We start from the raw sequence: 18,241 nt of genomic DNA, 5'->3' as shown, positions 1-18,241 counted from the left end.
TGGCAGGCGGGGCTAGAACAGCCCCGCCGCGATGTTGATCATCATCGCCAGCACGGTGGTGTTGAACAGAAACGACAAAATGCAGTGCACGGTACCAATGCGGCGCATGGCCCGTGAGCTGAAGCTCACATCGGCCGTCTGCCCCGAAGTGCCGATGACCGCCGCGAAATAGAAGAAATCGCTGTACGCCGGAGCTTCGTCGCCCGGAAACAGCAGCCCGGGCGGATCGCCCCGCCACTGGGCCGCATGGAACTGGTGCGCGTAATGCAGCGCAAACATCGTCTGGGTGAACAGCCAACTGCTCAGAATCGTCAGCACCGACAGGCCGATGTGCCAGGCCCGGGTGGCCCCCTCCAAGCCCTTGGCCACCGACAACTCGGCCACGATGGACAGCAGGCACACCACCGCCGACAGCACCACCAGGGCCAGGATGGTCATCTCGCCCTCGTCCTGGCGCAACGCCCGATGGCGGATCTGCTCCGGCTGTGCCCCACTCATCATGTGCAGGGCCAGCAGCAGGTACAGAATGGCCCCCGCGTTCCAGCCCATCACACAGGCCGTCAAGGTGCGCATGGGCATGAACAACGCCAGCGCAGCGGCCACCACCAGGCCCAGCCCGATCGAGCTGAACAGCCTGGGCCGCACCCGCACCATGAGTGACAGGCGGGTCAACAGACGACGACGCGATGGGGAGGGTGAGGACAGGTTCATGGCGGGACCGGAAGCACTGAGAACAGGCGAAGCAGGCCCGATCATGCCCCAATCCGCGCCGCAACCCTGCCCGGATCCCGCGCCTGATCCTGCGCAAACAAAGGCCGAAAGGCAGCCCCACGGCGCGGATGCCCTTTCGCCATGCCTTACCATGCAGCCTCAGGCGTCACTCCGATGCCTGCCACGGAGGCACCATGGCCAAAGGCGAGCAACGCAGCAACAAGATGGCGAAGAAGCCCAAGAAGGACACTTCGACCACCAGCAAACCCTCGGTTTCTGACCGGCCCATGCCTCCGGTCACCACCGTGATTCCGCGCGGCAAGGTCAAGGACAAATAAGCCCTGCCCGACAGACGATGTACCCCGGAGAGCGCCTCAACAGCAGCACCCACCTGATCGGCACCGTGCTGGCCATCGCCGGCCTGGTGGCGCTGGTGGTCATGGCCAGCCTGCAGGCCGACCCCTGGAAGATCGTGAGCTTCAGCCTGTACGGCGCCACCCTGGTGCTGCTGTACGGCGTGTCCACCCTGTACCACAGCGTGCGCGGGCGGGCCAAAGCCTGGCTGCAGAAATGTGACCACTCGGCCATCTACCTGCTGATTGCCGGCAGCTACACGCCATTTTCATTGGTCACCCTGCGCGGGCCCTGGGGCTGGAGCCTGTTCGGCATCAGCTGGGGCCTGGCCCTGTTCGGCATCGTGCAGGAACTGACCCTGGGCCGGCGCACCCGCGTGCTGTCCATGCTGCTGTACGTGGTGATGGGCTGGCTGGTGCTGGTCGCGGCCCAGCCCCTGGTGGCGGCCCTGCCGCTGGGTGGGCTGATCTGGCTCGCCCTGGGCGGTGTCTGCTACAGCGTGGGCATCTACTGGTTCATCCATGACGAGAAGATCCGCCACGGTCACGGCATCTGGCACCTGTTCGTGCTGGCCGGCAGCGCCTGCCAGTTCATCAGCGTGGCGGCCTATGTGGCCTGATTCTTGAAAGGCCCGGGCATCCCCCCTGCGGCCTGGCAGTGGGTTCAACCCTGAATGCCTGCCCTGGATGCCTGCCTTGATCCCGAAAACGCCCTCTCCCCTGAGCCTGCCCGTGCTGCTGCTGATGTCAGTGGCCGCAGGGCTGTGCGCGGGCGGCAATTACTTCAACCAACCCCTGCTGCATTCGATCGCTCTGGGCCTGCAGGTGAGCGAGGCGCAGGCGGCCCTGACCGTCACCCTGGCCCAGGTGTCGTATGCCCTGGGCCTGTTGCTGCTGGTGCCTCTGGGCGACATGCTGGAGCGGCGGCGTCTGGCCGTCACGCTGATGCTGCTGGCGGCCGCCGGCCAGTTCATCAGTGGCTGGGCCCCCAGCCTGCCCTGGCTGGCGGCGGGCACGGTGATGGCCGGCCTGTTTTCGGTGGCGGCCCAGGTGCTGGTGCCCATGGCGGCCACACTGGCCGCCCCCGGGCGCAGTGGCTGGGCGGTGGGCGTGGTCATGAGCGGCCTGCTCACGGGCATCCTCGGCGCCCGCAGTGCGGCAGGCCTGCTGTCTGCGCTGGGCGGCTGGAGCACGGTCTACAAGGTGGCAGGGGGGTTGATGCTGGTCGTGGCGCTGGCCCTGTGGCGCCAGTTGCCCACGTCGCGCAACGAGGGGCAGGTGAGCTACACCCAGGTGCTGCGCTCGCTGGGCACCTTGCTGGCCCGCCACCCGCGCCTGCGCAGCCGCTCGCTGATCGGCGGCCTGGCCTTTGCGTCGGTCAGCGTGCTGTTCTCGACCATGGCGCTGCTGCTGTCGGGCCCCGCCCACGGCCTGAGTGACAGCGCCATCGGGCTGTGCGGCCTGGTGGCTGTGGCCGGCGCTCTGATGGCCAGCGTGGTGGGCAAGCTGTCGGACCGGGGCTGGGCGGAGGCCACCACGGCGGTGGCAGCCGCGCTGTTGCTGCTGGGTTGGGGCTGTCTGTGGCTGGGTGAAGCCAGCCTGCCCTGGTTCCTGGCCGGTCTGCTGCTGGTCGACCTGGCCTTGCAGGGCATGCACATCAGCAACCAGAACGTGGTGTATGGCCTGGAGCCCCCGTCACGCTCCCGCCTGAACGCGGTCTACATGACCAGCTATTTCATCGGAGCCGCCTCGGGCTCGGCCCTGGGCTCGCTGGCCTGGCAGCACGGCGGCTGGCACAGCACCTGCACCCTGGGCGCCGGGTTGGCCCTCAGCACCTGGGCCGCGCTGGGACTGGACCAGCGGCTGGCGCAGCGTCGCTGAGCCCAGGACGACTCACCAGCGCTGCTGGCGGGTCTTGCGCCCGGGCGCCTTGCGGGCCACGTCAAAGGCCTCTTTGCGGGCCGTGCGTTCGGCGTCCAGTTGCTTGCCCTCGGCCAGCCAACGCGCAAATTCCTCAGGATTTTCCAGGCTGATCCGGCCCAGGATGCCGGTGCGGAAGTCGGTGATCACGATCTCGGCAGCTTTCTGCTCGTTGATGCGACCGCCCGCCAGCAAGGCACCCCGCTTGCGCCCGATGGCCACCAGCAGGTCTTCGTCCGACATCCCGGCCACGCTGCCGGGGGGCAGGCCCAATTGGTAGCGGGCCTCGAGTGCGGGCGCATAGTGCTGTTTCAGGTAGCTCAGCAGCTCCAGCGCCACCTCGGCATCATCAAAGGCATTGCGCCCCACCGCGCCACTGGCGGCCAGGTTGTAGCCACTCTGGGCCACGATGATGCGCGGCCACAGCACGCCTGGCGTGTCATACAAGTAGAAGCCGTCTTCAAGCACATAGCGCTGCTCGGTCTTGGTGACGCCGGCCTCGTCGGCCGCCTTGGCCGACTTCTTGCCCACCAGGGTGTTGATCAGGGTCGATTTGCCCACGTTGGGGATGCCGCAGATCAGCACCCGCATCGGCTTGGCGAGACTGATGCCCCGGGTGGGCGCCAGCACGCGACAGGCCTCAACCAGCGCACGCGCCGGGGCCGCGTTCTGCTTGTCCAGGGCGATGGCCCGGGTGCCCGGCTGGGCGTTGTAATGGGCCAGCCAAGCCTCGGTGTGCACCGGGTCGGCCAGGTCGCTCTTGTTGAGCACCTTGAGAGCGGGCTTGACCGCCGTCAGCCCCACCAGCATGGGGTTGGCACTGGAGCCCGGCAGGCGGGCATCCAGCATCTCGATCACCACATCGATTTCCTTGATGCGCTCCCCGATCGCCTTGCGCGTGAGGTGCATGTGACCGGGAAACCACTGGATGGCCATGAGAGGGCTTTCTTGCTGTGCGAACGGGACGAACGGGGGCGCAATTCTAACCAGGCACCGCCCCAAGAACCTACCCAAGCACCGCCGCAGCCGGCAGCTGCAGGCCCAGCCGGTCTGGCGACACGTATTGCTCGCGGTAGGCCTCGAAGCTCAGCACATCGGCCGCCTCGATGGCGCGCTGGTCGGCCACCGACTTCTGGCTCAAGGCCAGGAAGCGGGCCTGCTGCTCGAACGACCAGGGCTGGGCCAGCAAGGTGTCGCGGGTGGCCAGCGATCGTTCACGCACAAAGCGCACAAAGCTGTTGTCGCAGGCGGCCATGCTTTGCAGCACACGGGCCGACGGGGTTTGCGTGGGATCGGCCAGCAAGGCGTGCGCAGCCGCCACGGCCTGGCTGTAATCCGTGCTGCGGTGCGCCGCATCCAGGGCCGCGGCCATGGGCTCGCACTGGGCCAGGATCTCGCGCCCCCAGTCGACCAACGACTGCTCACCACCGGCCCGGCGCAGGGTCAGGCCGGGCTCGCGGCCGCGGGCAGCGGTGTGGTGCTGGTTGTGCTTGAGTTCGGCGATCTCGGCCGGGGTGTCCGGCGGGCTGTCGGCCAGCAAGCACTGCAGCAGGAACACATCCAGGAAGCGCATGGTCTGCGCCGTGATGCCCACCGGCACAAAGGGGTCGAGATCCATCAGGCGCACTTCCACATACTCGACACCGCGCTCGCGCAGCGCATGCAGCGGGCGCTCACCCGGGAAGATGGTGCGCTTGGGGCGGATGGTGCCGTAGAACTCGTTCTCGATCTGCAGCAAGGTAGTCGAGAGTTGGTTGTAGTCACCCCCCGGGTTGCGGATGCCCACCGTCTCGTAGGCCGGGTAGGGGCGGGTCAGGGCCTCGTGCAGCGAGGCGGCATAGCCCTCCAGACTGTTGTAACTGACGGCCAGCGTGGCCTGGGCATCGCTTTGGTAGCCCAGTCGGCCCATGCGCAACGAGGTGCCATGCGGCATGTACAAGGCGCTGTCGCTGAGGGTCTGCAGTTCGTGCTCGCGCCCGCTCACAAAGGTGGGACACAGCGCCGGTGAAGCCCCGAACAGGTACAGCAGCAAAAAGGCCTGACGGCGGAAATTGCGGATCAGGCCGAAATACTGCTCGCTGCTCACCCCGGGCAGCGACCAGTTGTAATGGATGCCCGAGATGGTCTGCATGCGCCGCCCGTAGCGGTGGCCCAGGCCCATTCGGTACACGCTCTTGGCGCGGCCCACGTTGGAAGAGCCGTAACGCGCCAGCGGGATGGTTTCATCGGTGGGCAGGCCGCAGGGCATGCTGGAAACCCACAGCATCTCGTCGCCCTGCTCGCGCAGCACGCGGTACACAAACTGGTGCACCTGGGTGAGTTCATCCAGGCAGTCCTCCACCCGGGCGTGGGCGCTGGTGATCAGTTCGACCTGCGACTCGCTGTAATCGGTGGTGATGGACGGGTGGGTGAGCGCCGAGCCCAGAGCCTGGGGGTGCGGCGTCAGGGCCAGACCGCCTTCGGGCAGGGCCCGCAGGCTTTCTTTTTCAATGCCACGGCGGATGCCGCCCAGTCGTGCGGGGGTCAGGGCGTTGAGGCGGGCCTGCAATGAGCTCATGTCGGGGGACCTTGTCTTTGTGTTGCGGCGGAACTTATCACGGTCTGCTGACAGTTGCAGCCACCTGCCTCAAGCCAGCCCGCGCCGCGGGGCAAAAATGGCCCGGCCTGCAGGAAAGTCGATTCTGGGATGGTGACTGAGCCCGGGAAGCGGCACACAACTTGGGTACCATCGCCACGCGCACAGGGCCGAACACCCCGCGCGTCGGCCCATCCGGGCCCCAATGCCCCACCCACCTGGAGATCTGGCCATGGCCATGGACGTCATCGATTACGAAATTCGCGGCTCTGAAATGCAGTTTGTCGAGGTCGAGCTCGACCCTGGCGAAGCCGCCATCGGCGAAGCCGGCAGCATGATGTTCATGGACGCCGGCATCTCCATGGACACCGTGTTCGGCGACGGCAGTGCCCAGCAAGGCGGTTTTTTTGGCAAGCTGCTGGGGGCCGGCAAGCGCCTGGTCACCGGTGAATCGCTGTTTACCACCATCTACACCAACCAGGCCACGCAAAAGCTGCGCGTGGCCTTTGCCGCGCCCTACCCCGGCAAGATCCTGCCGATGGACCTGCGCCAGCTGGGTGGCACCCTGATCTGCCAGAAAGATGCCTTTCTGTGCGCGGCGCGCGGCGTGTCGCTGGGCATCGCGGTGCAGCAGAAACTGAGCACGGGCTTTTTTGGCGGCGAGGGTTTCATCATGCAAAGGCTGGACGGCGACGGCCTGGCCTTTGTGCACGCGGGCGGTACCGTGGTTCGGCGCGAACTGCAAGCCGGCCAGACCCTGCTGGTGGACACCGGCTGCGTGGTGGCCTACACGCCCAGCGTGGCGTTTGAGATCCAGTACGTGGGCAAGATCAAGACGGCGCTGTTCGGCGGCGAAGGGCTGTTCCTGGCCAAGATGACCGGGCCGGGCACCGTGTGGCTGCAAAGCCTGCCGTTCTCGCGCCTGGCCTCGCGGATCTTTGCCGCTGCGCCGCAGCGCGGGGGCTCCAAGGAGGAAGGCTCGCTGCTGGGTGGCCTGGCCGGCGGCAGCCTGCTGGGTGGCATCCTCGGTGGCGGCGATGAGGATTGATTAGGCCCCCACGGTCGTGCACTTCGTGTCACTCCCTGCCCCCCAAGGGGGCCGCAGCCCGCCTTCGGGCGGCCGGGCGCCGGGCTGATGGGGCCCCCACGGTCGTGCACTTCGTGTCACTCCCACGTGCGGCCGCGAGACGCGGACGCTCTTCGCCCTGTCCAGCCCTGCGCCAGCAGGCCTGGAGCCGCAGGGCTCAGCGTTGGGCGGCCATGGCCTTGCCGACTTCGTTGGTGCCCTGGGCAGCGCCGCTTTGGGGCACTTGCTCGCCGTGGCGGTCGGTCACCTCGGCCAGGCGGGCGGCGAGGCGTTCGGGGGTGTCTTCGGTCAGGCCCAGGTGCACGCCCTCGGTCAGGGTGATGTGGGCGGCCTCGTAGGTGCCGGCACCGGCGCACAGGATGGTGCGGGTGGGGGCGGTCTCGGCAGCCAGCACCAGCATGGCGGGCACCACGGCCTCGGGTCGGAGGGCGGCCAGCACCTCGGCGGGCATCAGGCCTTCGGTCATGCGCGTGGCCGCGGTGGGGGCCAGGCAATTGACGTGGATGTTGTTCTTGGCACCTTCGAGGCTCAGGGTCTGCATCAGGCCCACCAGTGCCAGCTTGGCAGCGCCATAGTTGCTCTGGCCGAAGTTGCCATACAGGCCACTGGACGAGGTGGTCATCACGATGCGGCCATATTTCTGGGCGTTCATGTGCGGCCAGACCGCCTTGGTGCAGTTGACGGCGCCCATCAGGTGCACATCGACCACCAGGCGGAAGTCGGCCAGCTCCATCTTGGAGAAGCTCTTGTCACGCAGGATGCCGGCGTTGTTGACCAGGATGTCGATCCGGCCCCAGGCGTCGATGGCCTGCTGCACCATGGCCTCAACGGCGGCGAAGTCAGTCACCGAGGCCCCGTTGGCGATGGCCTCGCCACCTGCGGCACGGATCTCATCCACCACAGCTTGCGCGGCCGTCTCCGAACCACCGGCACCGTCCAGAGCGCCCCCCAGGTCGTTGACCACCACCTTGGCGCCCCGCCGGGCCAGGGCCAGGGCGTGCTGTTTGCCCAGGCCGCCACCGGCGCCGGTCACGATGGCCACGCGGCCGGTGAAATCGAGCTTGCTCATGAGATGTCTTCCTTGTCTTGGAGTGGATCGGCAAAAATCTATCTGTAACCGGCCAGTTTAAGAGCCCACCCAGGCCCCGTCGTGCACGTGGGTGACAAAGCGATCCCGCCTTGCTGGCTGGCCCGTGAATTGACGCGCACAATGTCGCCCGCCATGTCCAAGAAATCCAAGACCCCTGCCCGCGCCACCCCGGCGCCCACCAATGCCACGTCGCGTCGCCAGCCTGCGGCCAACAAGCTGCTGCTCCACAAGGGCGTGTTGTGCGCGCTGATTGGCCTGGCCGTGCTGATCTCTCCGCATTTCATCCAGTCACCGGCCCTGCAGCAGGCGGTGGGCGGCTCATCGTTGGTGGGCTGGTTCAGCCTGGTGCTGGGCCTGGCCTTCGTGGGCCAATACCTCTGGCAGCGCCGGAACCGCGAACGCTGAAGTGCCCTGACGGGCCCTGCGGGGGCCCTAGAATGCACCATATTGATGCATTCATCAAAAAATCGGCCACGCATCGACAGCCGCACATCCCGCGCCGCTCACGAGCAATCCTATCAATTTAACCATTTATCCAGAGAAAGACGGTAAACTTGATGGATATGAAAATCACGCCGACCCTGGCGCGTTTTTCGCTGGCATTGCCGTCATGGCCTCGTTCACCTCATGCGATTCCTGAACCAATCGATCATCGCCTTTCTGATGGTCACGGCCGCGTCCATCGCCGCCGTGCTCCTGTTCACGACCTGGCGGGCCAATCGGCACATGGCCGGGGTGCGGTGGTTTGCAGGTGCAGGGGCCACGGGTGCAGTCGGCTTCTTTCTGGCCACCCTGCCCCCACCCCGCACGGACGGCCCTGATTGGCCCCTGCTGATCAACGGGGGCTTTGTGTTTGCCGCCCTGCTGATGGTGCTGGAAGGATCGCTGCGCTTCATGCAACGGCCGTCCAAACTGCGCTGGCAGGCTGGGCTGGTGCTGGTACCCGTGTTCGTGCTGCTGAACTGGTGGTACGAAGATGAGATGCTGGCGCAACGCATCTTCCACGATGCGGCCTACTCGGTGGTGGTGCTGGTCGCGGCCTTCACGATGCTGCGGCCGGTGAAGGGTGATGATCGGATGATCAACAGCCTGGTCGCCTTCTTCCTGATGGGCATTGCGGGCGCCATGGCAGCCCGCAGCCTGGTGGCCGCCCAGGTGGCCAGCCCCGAGGCCTTGCAGAACCACCCCATCCACTCCCTGACGCTGGCCGTGGTGGTGCTGAGCATCATGGGCTGGACCTACAGCGTGCACATGGCCTGCTATGTGCGCTCCCAGGCCTCGCTGCGGCTCATGCTGAACAAGGACCCCGTCACCGGCTTGAGCGGCCGCCAGCGCATGGTCGATTTCATCCAACGCGAGATCGCCCGAAGCGAGCGATCGGGAATTCGTTTCAGCTACCTGCTCGTCGATCTGAACGAGTTCCACCGCCCCGGCCGACACAACGACAGCGCCCTGCGAGACGAAGTGCTGGTGGCGCTGAGCAAACGCCTGGACGAATACGCCCGTGATGCCGACTTTGCCAGCCCGCTGGGTGAAGACCTTTTCGGAGTGGTCTTGCACCACACCCCCACCCAGGAGCACCTGCGGGGCGCGGTGGCCCGCTTGCGCAACCTGCTGGCCCAACCCCTGGAGGTTCGCAACACGCCCGTCCAGCTCGACATCAGCCTGGGCATGGCCATGTGGCCCACCGATGGTCAGACGCTGGAAGCGCTGGAAAACATCGCCACCCAACGCATGCAGGCCGAGAAGTTCTCGATGTTCAAGCCCTACGTGCAAAGCGAAGGCCTGCGCACCGGCTGAGCCGGGGCTCAGCCCGGGCTTTCGCCCGATCCCTCAAAGACCGCCTGCGGTCGCTCACCCGCCAAGGCCTGCAGCAGGTTGGTGGTGGCCAACTCGGCCATGGCATGCCGGGTTTCCAGGGTGGCCGAGCCGATGTGGGGCAAGGCGGTGATGCGCGGGTGGCCGCGCAGGGGCGAGTCCAATGGCAGGGGTTCGGTGGCGAACACATCCAGACCCGCCGCCCACAAGGGGCCGGACGCCAGGGCCTGCAACAAGGCGGCCTCTTGCACGATGGCCCCCCGGGCGCCGTTGATGAAGATCGCGCCCGGTTTCATCCGATTGAATTCACGCGCGCCCATCAGGCCCCGCGTCTCTTCACTGAGGGGCAGCACCAGCGCCACCACATCGGCTTGGGCCAATACCTCGTCCATCGGCGCCTGACGCACCCGCCCCAGCAACTCGGGGGCCTGCACCGCCAGGTCCACCGTGCGCCGGGCATGGAAGATCACCGGCATCCCAAAGCCCAGTGCCGCGCGGCGGGCCAGGGCCTGGCCGATGCGGCCAAAACCGAGGATGCCCAGGGTCTTGCCGTGCACGTCGCGACCGAACAGGTCTTCGCCGATGTTGCGCTGCCAATGCCCCTCGCGCACATGGTTGGCCAGTTCGACCAGGCGTCGACTGGTAGCCAGGATGAGCGCAAAAATCGTGTCGGCCGTGGTCTCGGTCAGCACGCCGGGGGTATGGCAAAGCAGGATGCCGCGCTGCTGCAGCGCCGCCAGAGGGTAGTTGTCCACGCCCACCGAGATGCTCGAAATCACCTTCAATCGCGGTGCCCGTGCCAGCAGGGCCGGCGTGATGGGGTAGCTGGAACCGATCAGACCCTCGGCCTGGGCCAGGGCGGCCTCGAAGGCCTCGATCTGCTCGGGCTGCCGGGGGTCGGCCACCGTGACCTCGTGCAGGGCCTGCAGGCGGGCCAGTTGGTCCGGCGGCAAGGCCCGGAACACCAGCACCCGCTGGCGCCCTGCCCCCGCCTTGGTCAGCGCGTTCACAGCGCGGCCTCGTTCAACTGGGCCCGCGTCGGCAGCCCTTCGGTATCGCCCAGCACCTGCACCGCCCGGGCGCCGATCCAGGCGCCGCGGCGCACGGAGTCAGCCACGCTGCGCCCCTCCAGCAAGGCACTGACCACGCCCACGGCAAAGCCGTCGCCGGCGCCGACCGTGTCCACCACCTCGGCCACCGGAAAGCCCGCCACCCGCCCCTGCACCGACTGGCCGGCATGGCGGCCCTCGTAGTAAGCGCCCTCGGCCCCCAGCTTGACCACCACCAGTTGAGCGCCCTGCGCCAGGTAGAAACGGGCAATGGCCTCGGGGGTGTCGTGGCCGGTGAGCACCCGCCCTTCCTCGATGCCGGGCAGCACCCAGTCGGCCAGGCTGGCCAGTTGATTGACCTCGCGTCGCATCACCTCGGCCGAGGGCCACAGCGTGGGGCGCAGGTTGGTGTCGAAAGAGATGCTGCGGCCGGCCGTCCGCATCTGCTGCAGGGTCTCGCGGGTCAGCGCCAGGGTGCTGGGCGAGACGGCGGCAAACACGCCCGTGGCGTGCAAGTGCCGGGCCGCGGTCAGCCAGGGCAGGTCCAGGTCGGCCGGGCCCATCTGGCTGGCAGCCGAGCCTTTGCGGTGGTATTCGATCGGCGGGTCGCTGCCATCATCGACCCGGCCCTTGATCAAAAAGCCCGTGCGTTGGGTGGCATCGCAGACCACGTGTGAGCAGTCGACGCCCTCGCGCTGCATTTCGGCCAGCAGGTAGCGGCCCATCGAGTCGGTGCCCAGGCGGCTGGCCCAACCCACCCGCAGGCCCAGCCGGGCCAACCCGATGGCGGCATTGGTCTCAGCCCCCGCGGTGCGCTTGTGAAAGCCGTTCACGGCCTCCAAAGGGCCGGGGCTGTCGGCCACCAGCATCATCATGGCCTCGCCAAAGGTGATCACGTCCAGCGCTGGTGCGCCTGCAGGGTTCAAGGAATCAGTCATGGAGTGGCGGAGTCAGGTCAAAAAGGGGCGGGTCATGCCAGCTCGTGCGCCCGATCGGCTCGGGCTTCACGCAGGCGCCGGGCTTCGCGGCGCAGCAGGGCCAGCTCGGCCTGCACCACGGCCGTCAGGTCTGCGCCCTGAAGGGGGTATTCAATGGCCCAGGGCACCTCGGCCGGCAAGTGGCCCAGCACCGCCCGCCATGGGGCTTGCGACTGGGCCAGGGGCACGGCCACCCAGCGCCCAGGCTCGCGCAGCACGCCCTTGCAATGCACATAGCCCACGCGCCAGCCCAGGGCCTGGGCCGCGGCTTGCGGGCATTCACCCACCCAGTGCCAGTTGCCCATGTCAAAGGTCATGGCCAGCGGCAGACCCTGGGCCTGGGTGGCCGCAAAAAAGCCTTGCAGCGCGGGCAGCGTGCCGGCCTCGGGGGTCTGGTCGTTCTCGATCAGCAACTCAGGCCCGGAGCCATTCTGAAACCAGGACTTGAGCACCTCCCAACCGTCCGCCGATGCGGGGCCAAAGCCGCCGATGGCCATCTTGAGGCGATCGGCCCCCAGCCGCCGGGTCGCCGCCAGGGCTGCGCCCAGCGTGACCTCGTCCAGTGTGCCGTCCTCACGCCAAAGGCCGCTGGGGCACGAGTACACCGCCCGCAGGCCCCGGGCGGCCAACTCGGCGGCCAGTTGGGGCAGTTCGGTGTCGGGATCCCGCAGCAGCTCCTCGCGCACCTCCACGCCGTCGGCGCCGGCGTCCGCGGCCACACGGGTGAAATGCAACTGGCCCAGGCGCAGCACCTCGCTGGCGCCAAAGGCGCCCAGCGAGATCAGCACCGCAAAGCCCTGCGTCGGGTGGGGTACCACCTGGGTCTGGGAGTTGATCATCACGCGCCCTGGTGCGAGGGCAGGATCTGCCCCAGGAACTGGCGCGTCTTCTCGTGCTGCGGCTCGCCAAAGAAGCGCTCGGGCGGGGCTTGCTCCAGGATGCGACCGTCGGCCATGAAGATCACGCGGTCGGCCACGCTGCGGGCAAAACCCATTTCATGGGTCACGCACAGCATGGTCATGCCGTCTTCGGCCAGGCCGATCATGGTGTCGAGCACCTCCTTGACCATCTCGGGGTCCAGGGCCGAGGTGGGCTCATCGAACAGCATCACCTTGGGCGTCATGCACAGGGCCCGGGCAATCGCCACTCGCTGTTGCTGACCACCCGAGAGCTGGCTGGGGTACTTATGCGCCTGATCCGGAATGCGCACCCGGGTCAGGTACTTCATGGCGACGTCCTCGGCCTGCTGCTGGCTCATGCCGCGCGAGCGCATGGGGGCCAGCGTGCAGTTCTGCAGAATCGTCAGGTGCGGGAACAGGTTGAACTGCTGGAACACCATGCCCACCTCTTGCCGCACTGCATCGACCTCACGACCGCCGGCCGTCAGTTCATGACCATCGACCACGATGCGGCCCTGCTGCACCGCCTCCAGGCGGTTGATGCAGCGGATCAGCGTGCTCTTGCCCGAGCCCGAAGGCCCGCAGATCACGATGCGCTCGCCGGGCTGCACCGACAGGTTGATGTCGCTGAGCACCTTGAATTCGCCATACCACTTCTGGACTTGTTCCAGGCGGATGATGGGCGGGGCGTCAGCAAGGGCGTGGGTGGCGTGTTCGGTCATGGCATCGGCGGGCAAAAGAAGGTGTCAGGGGTTCAGGACAGCTTGGGCAGGTCGCTTTCCAGCCACTTGCGGTAGAGCTTGTTGAGTTCGCCGTTGGCGGTGTTGCGGGCCACGAAATCGTTCACGGCTTTGAGCAGTTCAGCCTGGTTGGGGCGCAGTGCGATGCCCATGGCCTGCTGCAGCAGGTTGAACTTGACTTCAAAGCTGCCCGCCGGGGCGCGCTTGTTGATCTGGGCGGCCACTGTGACCGAGCAACCGATCGCGTCCACCTGGCCCGACAGCAGCGCCTGCATGGCCGAGGCATCGTCGTCGAAGCGGCGGATCTCGGTGCCCTCGGGGGCCGCCTTGGTGACGGCCACGTCTTGCGTGCTGGCCCGGGCCACGCCCACGCGCAGGCCCTTGAGGTCGGCAGGGCTCTTGATGGCCGACTTGGTGGCACCAAACAGCACGATGGTCGCGGCCGCATAGGGTTGCGAGAACTGCACCTGCTTGGCGCGCTCGGGTGTGATGGCCAGCGAGGCCACCAGCAGATCCACCTTGTTGGTCAGCAGGAAAGGAATGCGGTTGGGGCCGGTGACGGGCACCAGGTTGACCTTCAGGCCCAGGTCCTTGCCCAACAGGCGGGCCACATCGGCGTCGTAGCCATCGGGCTGATTTTGCGCATTGGTGGTGCCATAGGGCGGAAAGTCGACCAGCATGCCGATGGTGAGCTCGCCCTTCTTCTTCAGCTCGTCCAGGGTCTGGGCTGAGGCGCCCGAGGCCAGCAGGCCCAGGCTGGAGGCCACAAGAGCGGCCGTGAAGGTGCGACGGCGGGCGCCCGCGGGCGACAGGGTGAGGGTCTGATCGTGCATGAAAGTCTCCTGGGTGGCTGTTGTTGAACGAAGGGATGAGGGAGGGGGACGGCCAGCGCGGGTTCAGCGGGCGGTGGCCGCGGCCTGGCGCCGCTCCATGCGGGCGGCCAGCAGGGACAGCGGCCAGCACAGCACAAAGTAGAGGGCGGCCACGGCGCTGAACACCAGCAGGGGCTGGAAGGTGGCGTTGTTGATGATCTGGCCGGCCCGGGTGATCTCGGTGAAGCCGATGATGGCGGCCAGCGAGGTGCCTTTGATGATCTGCACGCCATAGCCCACGGTGGGCGGCACAGCGATGCGCCAGGCCTGCGGCAGCACCACGTCGCGCATGCGGTCCACATACGACAGGCTCAGCGCCTCGGCGGCTTCCCACTGCCCCCGCGGCACGGCCTGGATGCAACCGCGCCAGATCTCGCCCAGAAAGGCGCCACTGTTGAGGATCAGTGCGGCACCGGCGGCCACCCAGGGGTTGATGTCCAGGCCCAGCACCGGGGCCCCGAAAAAGATCAGAAACAACTGCAACAGCAGTGGCGTGCCTTGAAACACCTGGATGAACAGCCCGGCGCCGGCCTGGGCCCAACGCGACTCACTGGTGCGGGCCAGGGCCACCACCAGGCCCACCACCGAACCGCCGACAAAGGCCAGCAGTGACAGGGCCAGCGTCCAGCGGGCCGCCTCGAGGATGAACATGAACTCGGCGAAACCGAAACTGCGCATGGGTCAGGTCTCCGTCGCCCGCGGCGGGCAGATCAGGGTTGCGTGAAAAGGGGTCATGGGGACTCAGCGGCGGTCGGGGTAACTGAGCGCGGCGCGGTAGATCAGCTTGAACAGCGCCGAGAAGGCCATCGACAGCGCCAGGTAGATCAGCGCCACCACGATGTAGATCTCGAAGCTGCGAAAGGTCTGCGACTGCAGGTTGGCCGCCACCGAGGTCAGGTCGTCGGCCGAGATCACCGACACCACCGCCGAACTCAGCATCAGCAGGATGAACTGGCTGGTCAGGGCCGGGTAGATGGCCTTGAGCGCCGGCTTGAGGATCACAAAGCGGAAGATCTCCCAGCGTTTGAGGTTCAGCGCCAGGCCGGCCTCGATCTGACCGCGCGGGATGGATTCGATGCCCGCACGGATGATCTCGGTGGCATAGGCCCCCAGGTTGATCACCAGGGCCGTCAGGGCCGCGGTGTAAGCGCTCCAGCGCAGGCCGATGGCCGGCAGCGCAAAGAAAAAGAAGAACAGCTGGACCAGAAACGGCGTGTTGCGGATCAACTCGATGTAGGCCTGGATCACCCAGCGCAGCGGGCGTGGGCCGGCGGTCTTGCCCCAGGCGCACAGAATGGCCAGCCCCAGGCCCAGCGCCATGGCCAGCATCGACAGCTGCACCGTGATCCAGGTGCCCTTGAGCAGCAGAGGCCAGGCGGCCAGCACATCGGCAAATTGAAAGCTGTAGTTCACGATCGATCCGATAGAAAAGAGAACCGGTGGCGGACGGCGCCCACTGGGGGCAGGCACGATTTGAAACCCTGAAATCCATCCTGAAACCGTTTTCAGCAAGTTTAAGAAACCGGTTTCAGGTTTCCATGGGTGAAAACCCTGGCTTCACCCCGCCCAGAAAATCTCAGGCGCCCGCGGCCAGACCCGAGGTCGAGCCCCGCACCCGCAACTGGCCCGGCAGCAGAATCTGGCGGGGCGCCAGGTTCAGGCCACCCAGGCGCTCCAGCAGGCAACTGGCCGCGAGCCGCCCCAGATCGTGGGTGGGCTGGGCCAGGGTGCTGATGCCGGGGCCCACATAGGGCGCCCAGTCGGGATCGTCAAAGCCCACCACCCCCAGCTCACGCCCGGCCTGCCAGCCCAGGCGGGCCAGGGCGGCGCACACGCGAAGCATGACCACCGAATTGCTCGCCAGCACCGCCGCAGGCTGCCCTCCGGCCTGCTGCCGGCAGGCCTGCAAGGCCTCGGCCAGGGCCTGCACCTGGGCTTCGGGTGCGTCGTCCTGGTTTTCGAAAGTCTGGCCCAGCAGGGCCGGGCCGTCGTGGCCGGACTGGTGGCAACCCTCGCGAAAGGCCGCCTCGCGCTCGGTGCGCGAACTCACGCCCCGCACCGGCTCGGTCACGTACAAAAGCTGTCGATAGCCCTGGGCCTGCAAGTGGGCCAGCACCATGCGCATGGCCTGGGCGTTGTCCAGCGACACGAAATCGGCCTGCATGCTGCTGTGGCGCCGGTCCACCAGCACCACCGGGCGCCCCAGGCGCAGCGCCTCGGCAGCCACACCCGGATCACGCCCCAGGGTGTTGAGGATGAACCCCTCGACCTGGTAAGAGGCCAGGGCCGCCATGGCTTCGCGTTCACGCCCACTGTCATTGCCCAGGTTGAACAGCATGACCAGGTAACCCGCCTCCTGGCAGGCCTGCTCGGCGCCGCGCAACACGGCCACCGAGTAGGGGTTGGTCACATCGGCCACGACCAGGCCGATGAGTCGGGTACGCCCTCGTTTGAGGGCTTGCGCCATCGGGCTGGGCGAGTAGCCCAGCGCCGCCACCGCCCGCTCGACCCGCATCGCGATGTCGGGGCTGAGCAGGGTTTCGCGGTGGTTCAGAAAGCGTGAGACGGTGGCCTTGGACACCCCCGCCTCGCGCGCCACATCGGCGATGGTGGCGCGGGCGCCGGCGGCACCTGACGGGGCCGCAGCGGCGGCGATGGCGGTAGAAGGGGGAGTGGAGCGGGGCACGGGCAGGGTCGAATCAGGCAGAGCTAGCACTGGCCAGAGCCCCGGAGCACCTGCGACATCAGGACGCAGCGAAAGGCCGGGAAGCCTGAAACCAGTTTCAGAGCATGATCTTAGTGTCTTGCCCCGCCACTGGGCACCCGGTGAAAACCCGCCCTAGGTCACCACGTTAGGCCGCCGCCCTGCGCAAGCGCCACAGGCTGGTGACCTCGGCAGAGCGGGCCTTGTGCAAGGGGTCGGTGGGGTCGCTGGCCTTGGGGTGCTGGGGCCGGGCATCACGCCGGCCCACGACTTCGATGCCCGCCTCACGGGCCCAACCCTGCCACTCCTCGCGGCTGCGCAGGCCCAGCAATTCGGCCAGGTCGGACAAGATCAGCCAGGCCTCGCCATCGGGGCTCAGGTGCGCTGCCAGGCCTTGCAGAAAGCCACGCAGCATGCGGCTGTCGGGGTCGTAGACCGCGTACTCGATGGGGGAACTGGGCCGGGCGGGCAGCCAGGGCGGGTTGCACACCACCAGGGCCGCGTGGCCCGGCGGAAACAAGTCGGTCTGCTGCAACTGGACCTGGGCCGACAGCTTCAGGCGGGCCAGGTTGGCCCGCGCACAGGCCAGGGCACGCGGGTCCTGATCGGTGGCCACCACCTGACGGGCTCCACGCCGGGCCAGCACCGCCGACAGCACACCCGTGCCCACGCCGATGTCGAACACCGGCTGATCGGTGCTGAAGCCGGCTGGCCAAGGGGTCTTGGCCAGCAGATCGACGTACTCACCGCGCACGGGTGAAAACACGCCGTAATAGGGGTGGATGCGCGCCTCCGGCCCCAGGGCTGGCACGGGCACGCCCTTCTTGCGCCATTCATGCGCGCCCACCAGGCCCAGCAGCTCGCGCAGGCTCAGCACCGACGGTTGCGCCTCGGGTTCGCCCCACACCTCCTGCAAAGCCTGCCGCACATCGGGTGCGCGGCGCAACGGCACGGTGAAATCGGCATTCACCGGCACCAGCACCTGACCGAGCACACGAGCCCGCTGGGCCTGGCCCTGGCGATGCTGGTGGAACGCTTCGGCCAGCGTGGTGGCCGGTGCCTTGAGCTTGCGCGGCTTGCGGTCCACCCGGCGTGCCAGCGCCTGCAGCAGTTGCCGGGCGTTGTGGAAATCACCCTGCCAGAGCAAGCCTGTGCCCTCGCAGGCCAGGCGGTAGGCGGTGTCGGCGTTCAGGGTGTCATCGGCCAGTTGCAGGCGGCGCGGTGCAGGTACACCGGCTTCGGAGCGCCAGCGGGCTTGCTGCGGCAGGCCCTGGGCATCGGTCCAGCTCAGGCTGGGTGGGGTATCGGTCATGCCCCCATTGTCGCGGCTTGAGCGCAGCCCACGTGGGCTGCATTGCGAGGAATCACCTGCTCAAAGGTCGAATTTAGCGTGTCAGCGCACATTCTTTGGCCCATGCACCCAGAATCAAGCGCGTTCCTCTGCCT

19 protein-coding genes are annotated in these 18,241 nt (G+C 67.3%); 6 read left to right on the top strand and 13 right to left on the bottom strand.

What is annotated here, in order from left to right; genetic code table 11:
• Positions 1–12: 12 nt before the first annotated feature.
• A complete protein-coding gene (locus AC3WUT_RS19735) occupies positions 13–711 on the bottom strand; it encodes a DUF1345 domain-containing protein (protein WP_492348789.1) in 699 nt (232 codons plus the stop codon).
• A 194-nt stretch (positions 712–905) separates the two neighbouring features.
• On the opposite strand from AC3WUT_RS19735, the gene AC3WUT_RS19730 reads away from it, so the two are divergent.
• The 3 genes from AC3WUT_RS19730 to AC3WUT_RS19720 all read left to right on the top strand — a co-directional run bounded on the left by AC3WUT_RS19730 (position 906) and on the right by AC3WUT_RS19720 (position 2,945).
• The gene (locus AC3WUT_RS19730; RefSeq protein ID WP_492348788.1) at positions 906–1,049 is read left to right on the top strand and encodes a hypothetical protein; all 144 of its coding nucleotides are present in this window, start codon (positions 906–908) and stop codon (positions 1,047–1,049) included.
• Between the two features lie 17 nt (positions 1,050–1,066).
• Positions 1,067–1,684 (top strand): PAQR family membrane homeostasis protein TrhA, encoded by a 618-nt coding sequence (gene trhA, locus AC3WUT_RS19725; RefSeq protein ID WP_492348787.1) that lies wholly within the window; start codon positions 1,067–1,069, stop codon positions 1,682–1,684.
• Between the two features lie 67 nt (positions 1,685–1,751).
• Positions 1,752–2,945, top strand: coding sequence for an MFS transporter (locus AC3WUT_RS19720; RefSeq protein WP_492348786.1), 1,194 nt, complete (start codon positions 1,752–1,754; stop codon positions 2,943–2,945).
• A 12-nt stretch (positions 2,946–2,957) separates the two neighbouring features.
• Here the strand turns inward: AC3WUT_RS19720 and ylqF are convergent, their stop codons facing one another.
• Entirely contained in the window at positions 2,958–3,920 is a 963-nt protein-coding gene (gene ylqF / locus AC3WUT_RS19715) for a ribosome biogenesis GTPase YlqF (protein ID WP_492348785.1), read from the bottom strand.
• A gap of 70 nt (positions 3,921–3,990) precedes the next feature.
• Entirely contained in the window at positions 3,991–5,541 is a 1,551-nt protein-coding gene (gene gshA / locus AC3WUT_RS19710; protein WP_492348784.1) for a glutamate--cysteine ligase, read from the bottom strand.
• 250 nt (positions 5,542–5,791) lie between these two features.
• Between gshA and AC3WUT_RS19705 the strand changes: the two genes are divergently transcribed.
• Positions 5,792–6,607: a TIGR00266 family protein gene (locus tag AC3WUT_RS19705; protein ID WP_492348783.1), complete on the top strand. Its 816-nt coding sequence runs from the start codon at positions 5,792–5,794 to the stop codon at positions 6,605–6,607.
• Positions 6,608–6,803: 196 nt separating this feature from the next.
• On the opposite strand, the gene AC3WUT_RS19700 is transcribed toward AC3WUT_RS19705, so the two are convergent.
• Positions 6,804–7,715 carry an SDR family NAD(P)-dependent oxidoreductase gene (locus tag AC3WUT_RS19700; RefSeq protein ID WP_492348782.1) on the bottom strand — a complete coding sequence of 304 codons (912 nt, stop codon included), beginning with the start codon at positions 7,713–7,715 and terminating at the stop codon, positions 6,804–6,806.
• 153 nt (positions 7,716–7,868) lie between these two features.
• Here AC3WUT_RS19700 and AC3WUT_RS19695 point away from each other — a divergent pair, with 153 nt between their 5' ends.
• Together AC3WUT_RS19695 and AC3WUT_RS19690 are read left to right on the top strand one after the other, a co-directional pair.
• Positions 7,869–8,141, top strand: a complete 273-nt coding sequence (locus AC3WUT_RS19695) for a hypothetical protein (RefSeq protein WP_492348781.1) — start codon at positions 7,869–7,871, stop codon at positions 8,139–8,141.
• A 222-nt stretch (positions 8,142–8,363) separates the two neighbouring features.
• On the top strand, positions 8,364–9,536 hold the full coding sequence (locus tag AC3WUT_RS19690; protein WP_492348780.1) for a GGDEF domain-containing protein: 1,173 nt from the start codon (positions 8,364–8,366) through the stop codon (positions 9,534–9,536).
• A gap of 8 nt (positions 9,537–9,544) precedes the next feature.
• Here AC3WUT_RS19690 and AC3WUT_RS19685 read toward each other — a convergent pair whose 3' ends face one another.
• The 9 genes from AC3WUT_RS19685 to AC3WUT_RS19645 all read right to left on the bottom strand — a co-directional run bounded on the left by AC3WUT_RS19685 (position 9,545) and on the right by AC3WUT_RS19645 (position 18,107).
• Positions 9,545–10,564: a 2-hydroxyacid dehydrogenase gene (locus AC3WUT_RS19685; protein WP_492348779.1), complete on the bottom strand. Its 1,020-nt coding sequence runs from the start codon at positions 10,562–10,564 to the stop codon at positions 9,545–9,547.
• Positions 10,561–11,541 carry a sugar kinase gene (locus AC3WUT_RS19680; RefSeq protein WP_492348778.1) on the bottom strand — a complete coding sequence of 327 codons (981 nt, stop codon included), beginning with the start codon at positions 11,539–11,541 and terminating at the stop codon, positions 10,561–10,563. The genes AC3WUT_RS19685 and AC3WUT_RS19680 overlap by 4 nt, the downstream gene beginning before the upstream one ends.
• 32 nt (positions 11,542–11,573) lie before the next feature.
• On the bottom strand, positions 11,574–12,419 hold the full coding sequence (locus AC3WUT_RS19675) for a sugar phosphate isomerase/epimerase family protein (RefSeq protein ID WP_492348777.1): 846 nt from the start codon (positions 12,417–12,419) through the stop codon (positions 11,574–11,576).
• Positions 12,419–13,201 (bottom strand): amino acid ABC transporter ATP-binding protein, encoded by a 783-nt coding sequence (locus AC3WUT_RS19670; protein WP_492348776.1) that lies wholly within the window; start codon positions 13,199–13,201, stop codon positions 12,419–12,421. The genes AC3WUT_RS19675 and AC3WUT_RS19670 overlap by 1 nt, the downstream gene beginning before the upstream one ends.
• 32 nt (positions 13,202–13,233) lie before the next feature.
• Complete coding sequence (locus AC3WUT_RS19665) at positions 13,234–14,052, bottom strand: transporter substrate-binding domain-containing protein (RefSeq protein WP_492348775.1); 819 nt, start codon at positions 14,050–14,052, stop codon at positions 13,234–13,236.
• Positions 14,053–14,115: 63 nt separating this feature from the next.
• Positions 14,116–14,769: an amino acid ABC transporter permease gene (locus AC3WUT_RS19660; protein WP_492348774.1), complete on the bottom strand. Its 654-nt coding sequence runs from the start codon at positions 14,767–14,769 to the stop codon at positions 14,116–14,118.
• A 63-nt stretch (positions 14,770–14,832) separates the two neighbouring features.
• Positions 14,833–15,504, bottom strand: a complete 672-nt coding sequence (locus tag AC3WUT_RS19655; protein ID WP_492348773.1) for an amino acid ABC transporter permease — start codon at positions 15,502–15,504, stop codon at positions 14,833–14,835.
• Between the two features lie 163 nt (positions 15,505–15,667).
• Positions 15,668–16,747, bottom strand: coding sequence for a LacI family DNA-binding transcriptional regulator (locus tag AC3WUT_RS19650; RefSeq protein WP_492348840.1), 1,080 nt, complete (start codon positions 16,745–16,747; stop codon positions 15,668–15,670).
• Positions 16,748–16,943: 196 nt separating this feature from the next.
• Positions 16,944–18,107, bottom strand: coding sequence for a methyltransferase (locus AC3WUT_RS19645; RefSeq protein WP_492348772.1), 1,164 nt, complete (start codon positions 18,105–18,107; stop codon positions 16,944–16,946).
• Between the last annotated feature and the right edge of the window lie 134 nt (positions 18,108–18,241).

It is taken from the genome of Curvibacter sp. EU05-FHT14A10 (assembly GCF_058791075.1).
This window is presented reverse-complemented; position numbering and strand designations above follow the sequence as displayed.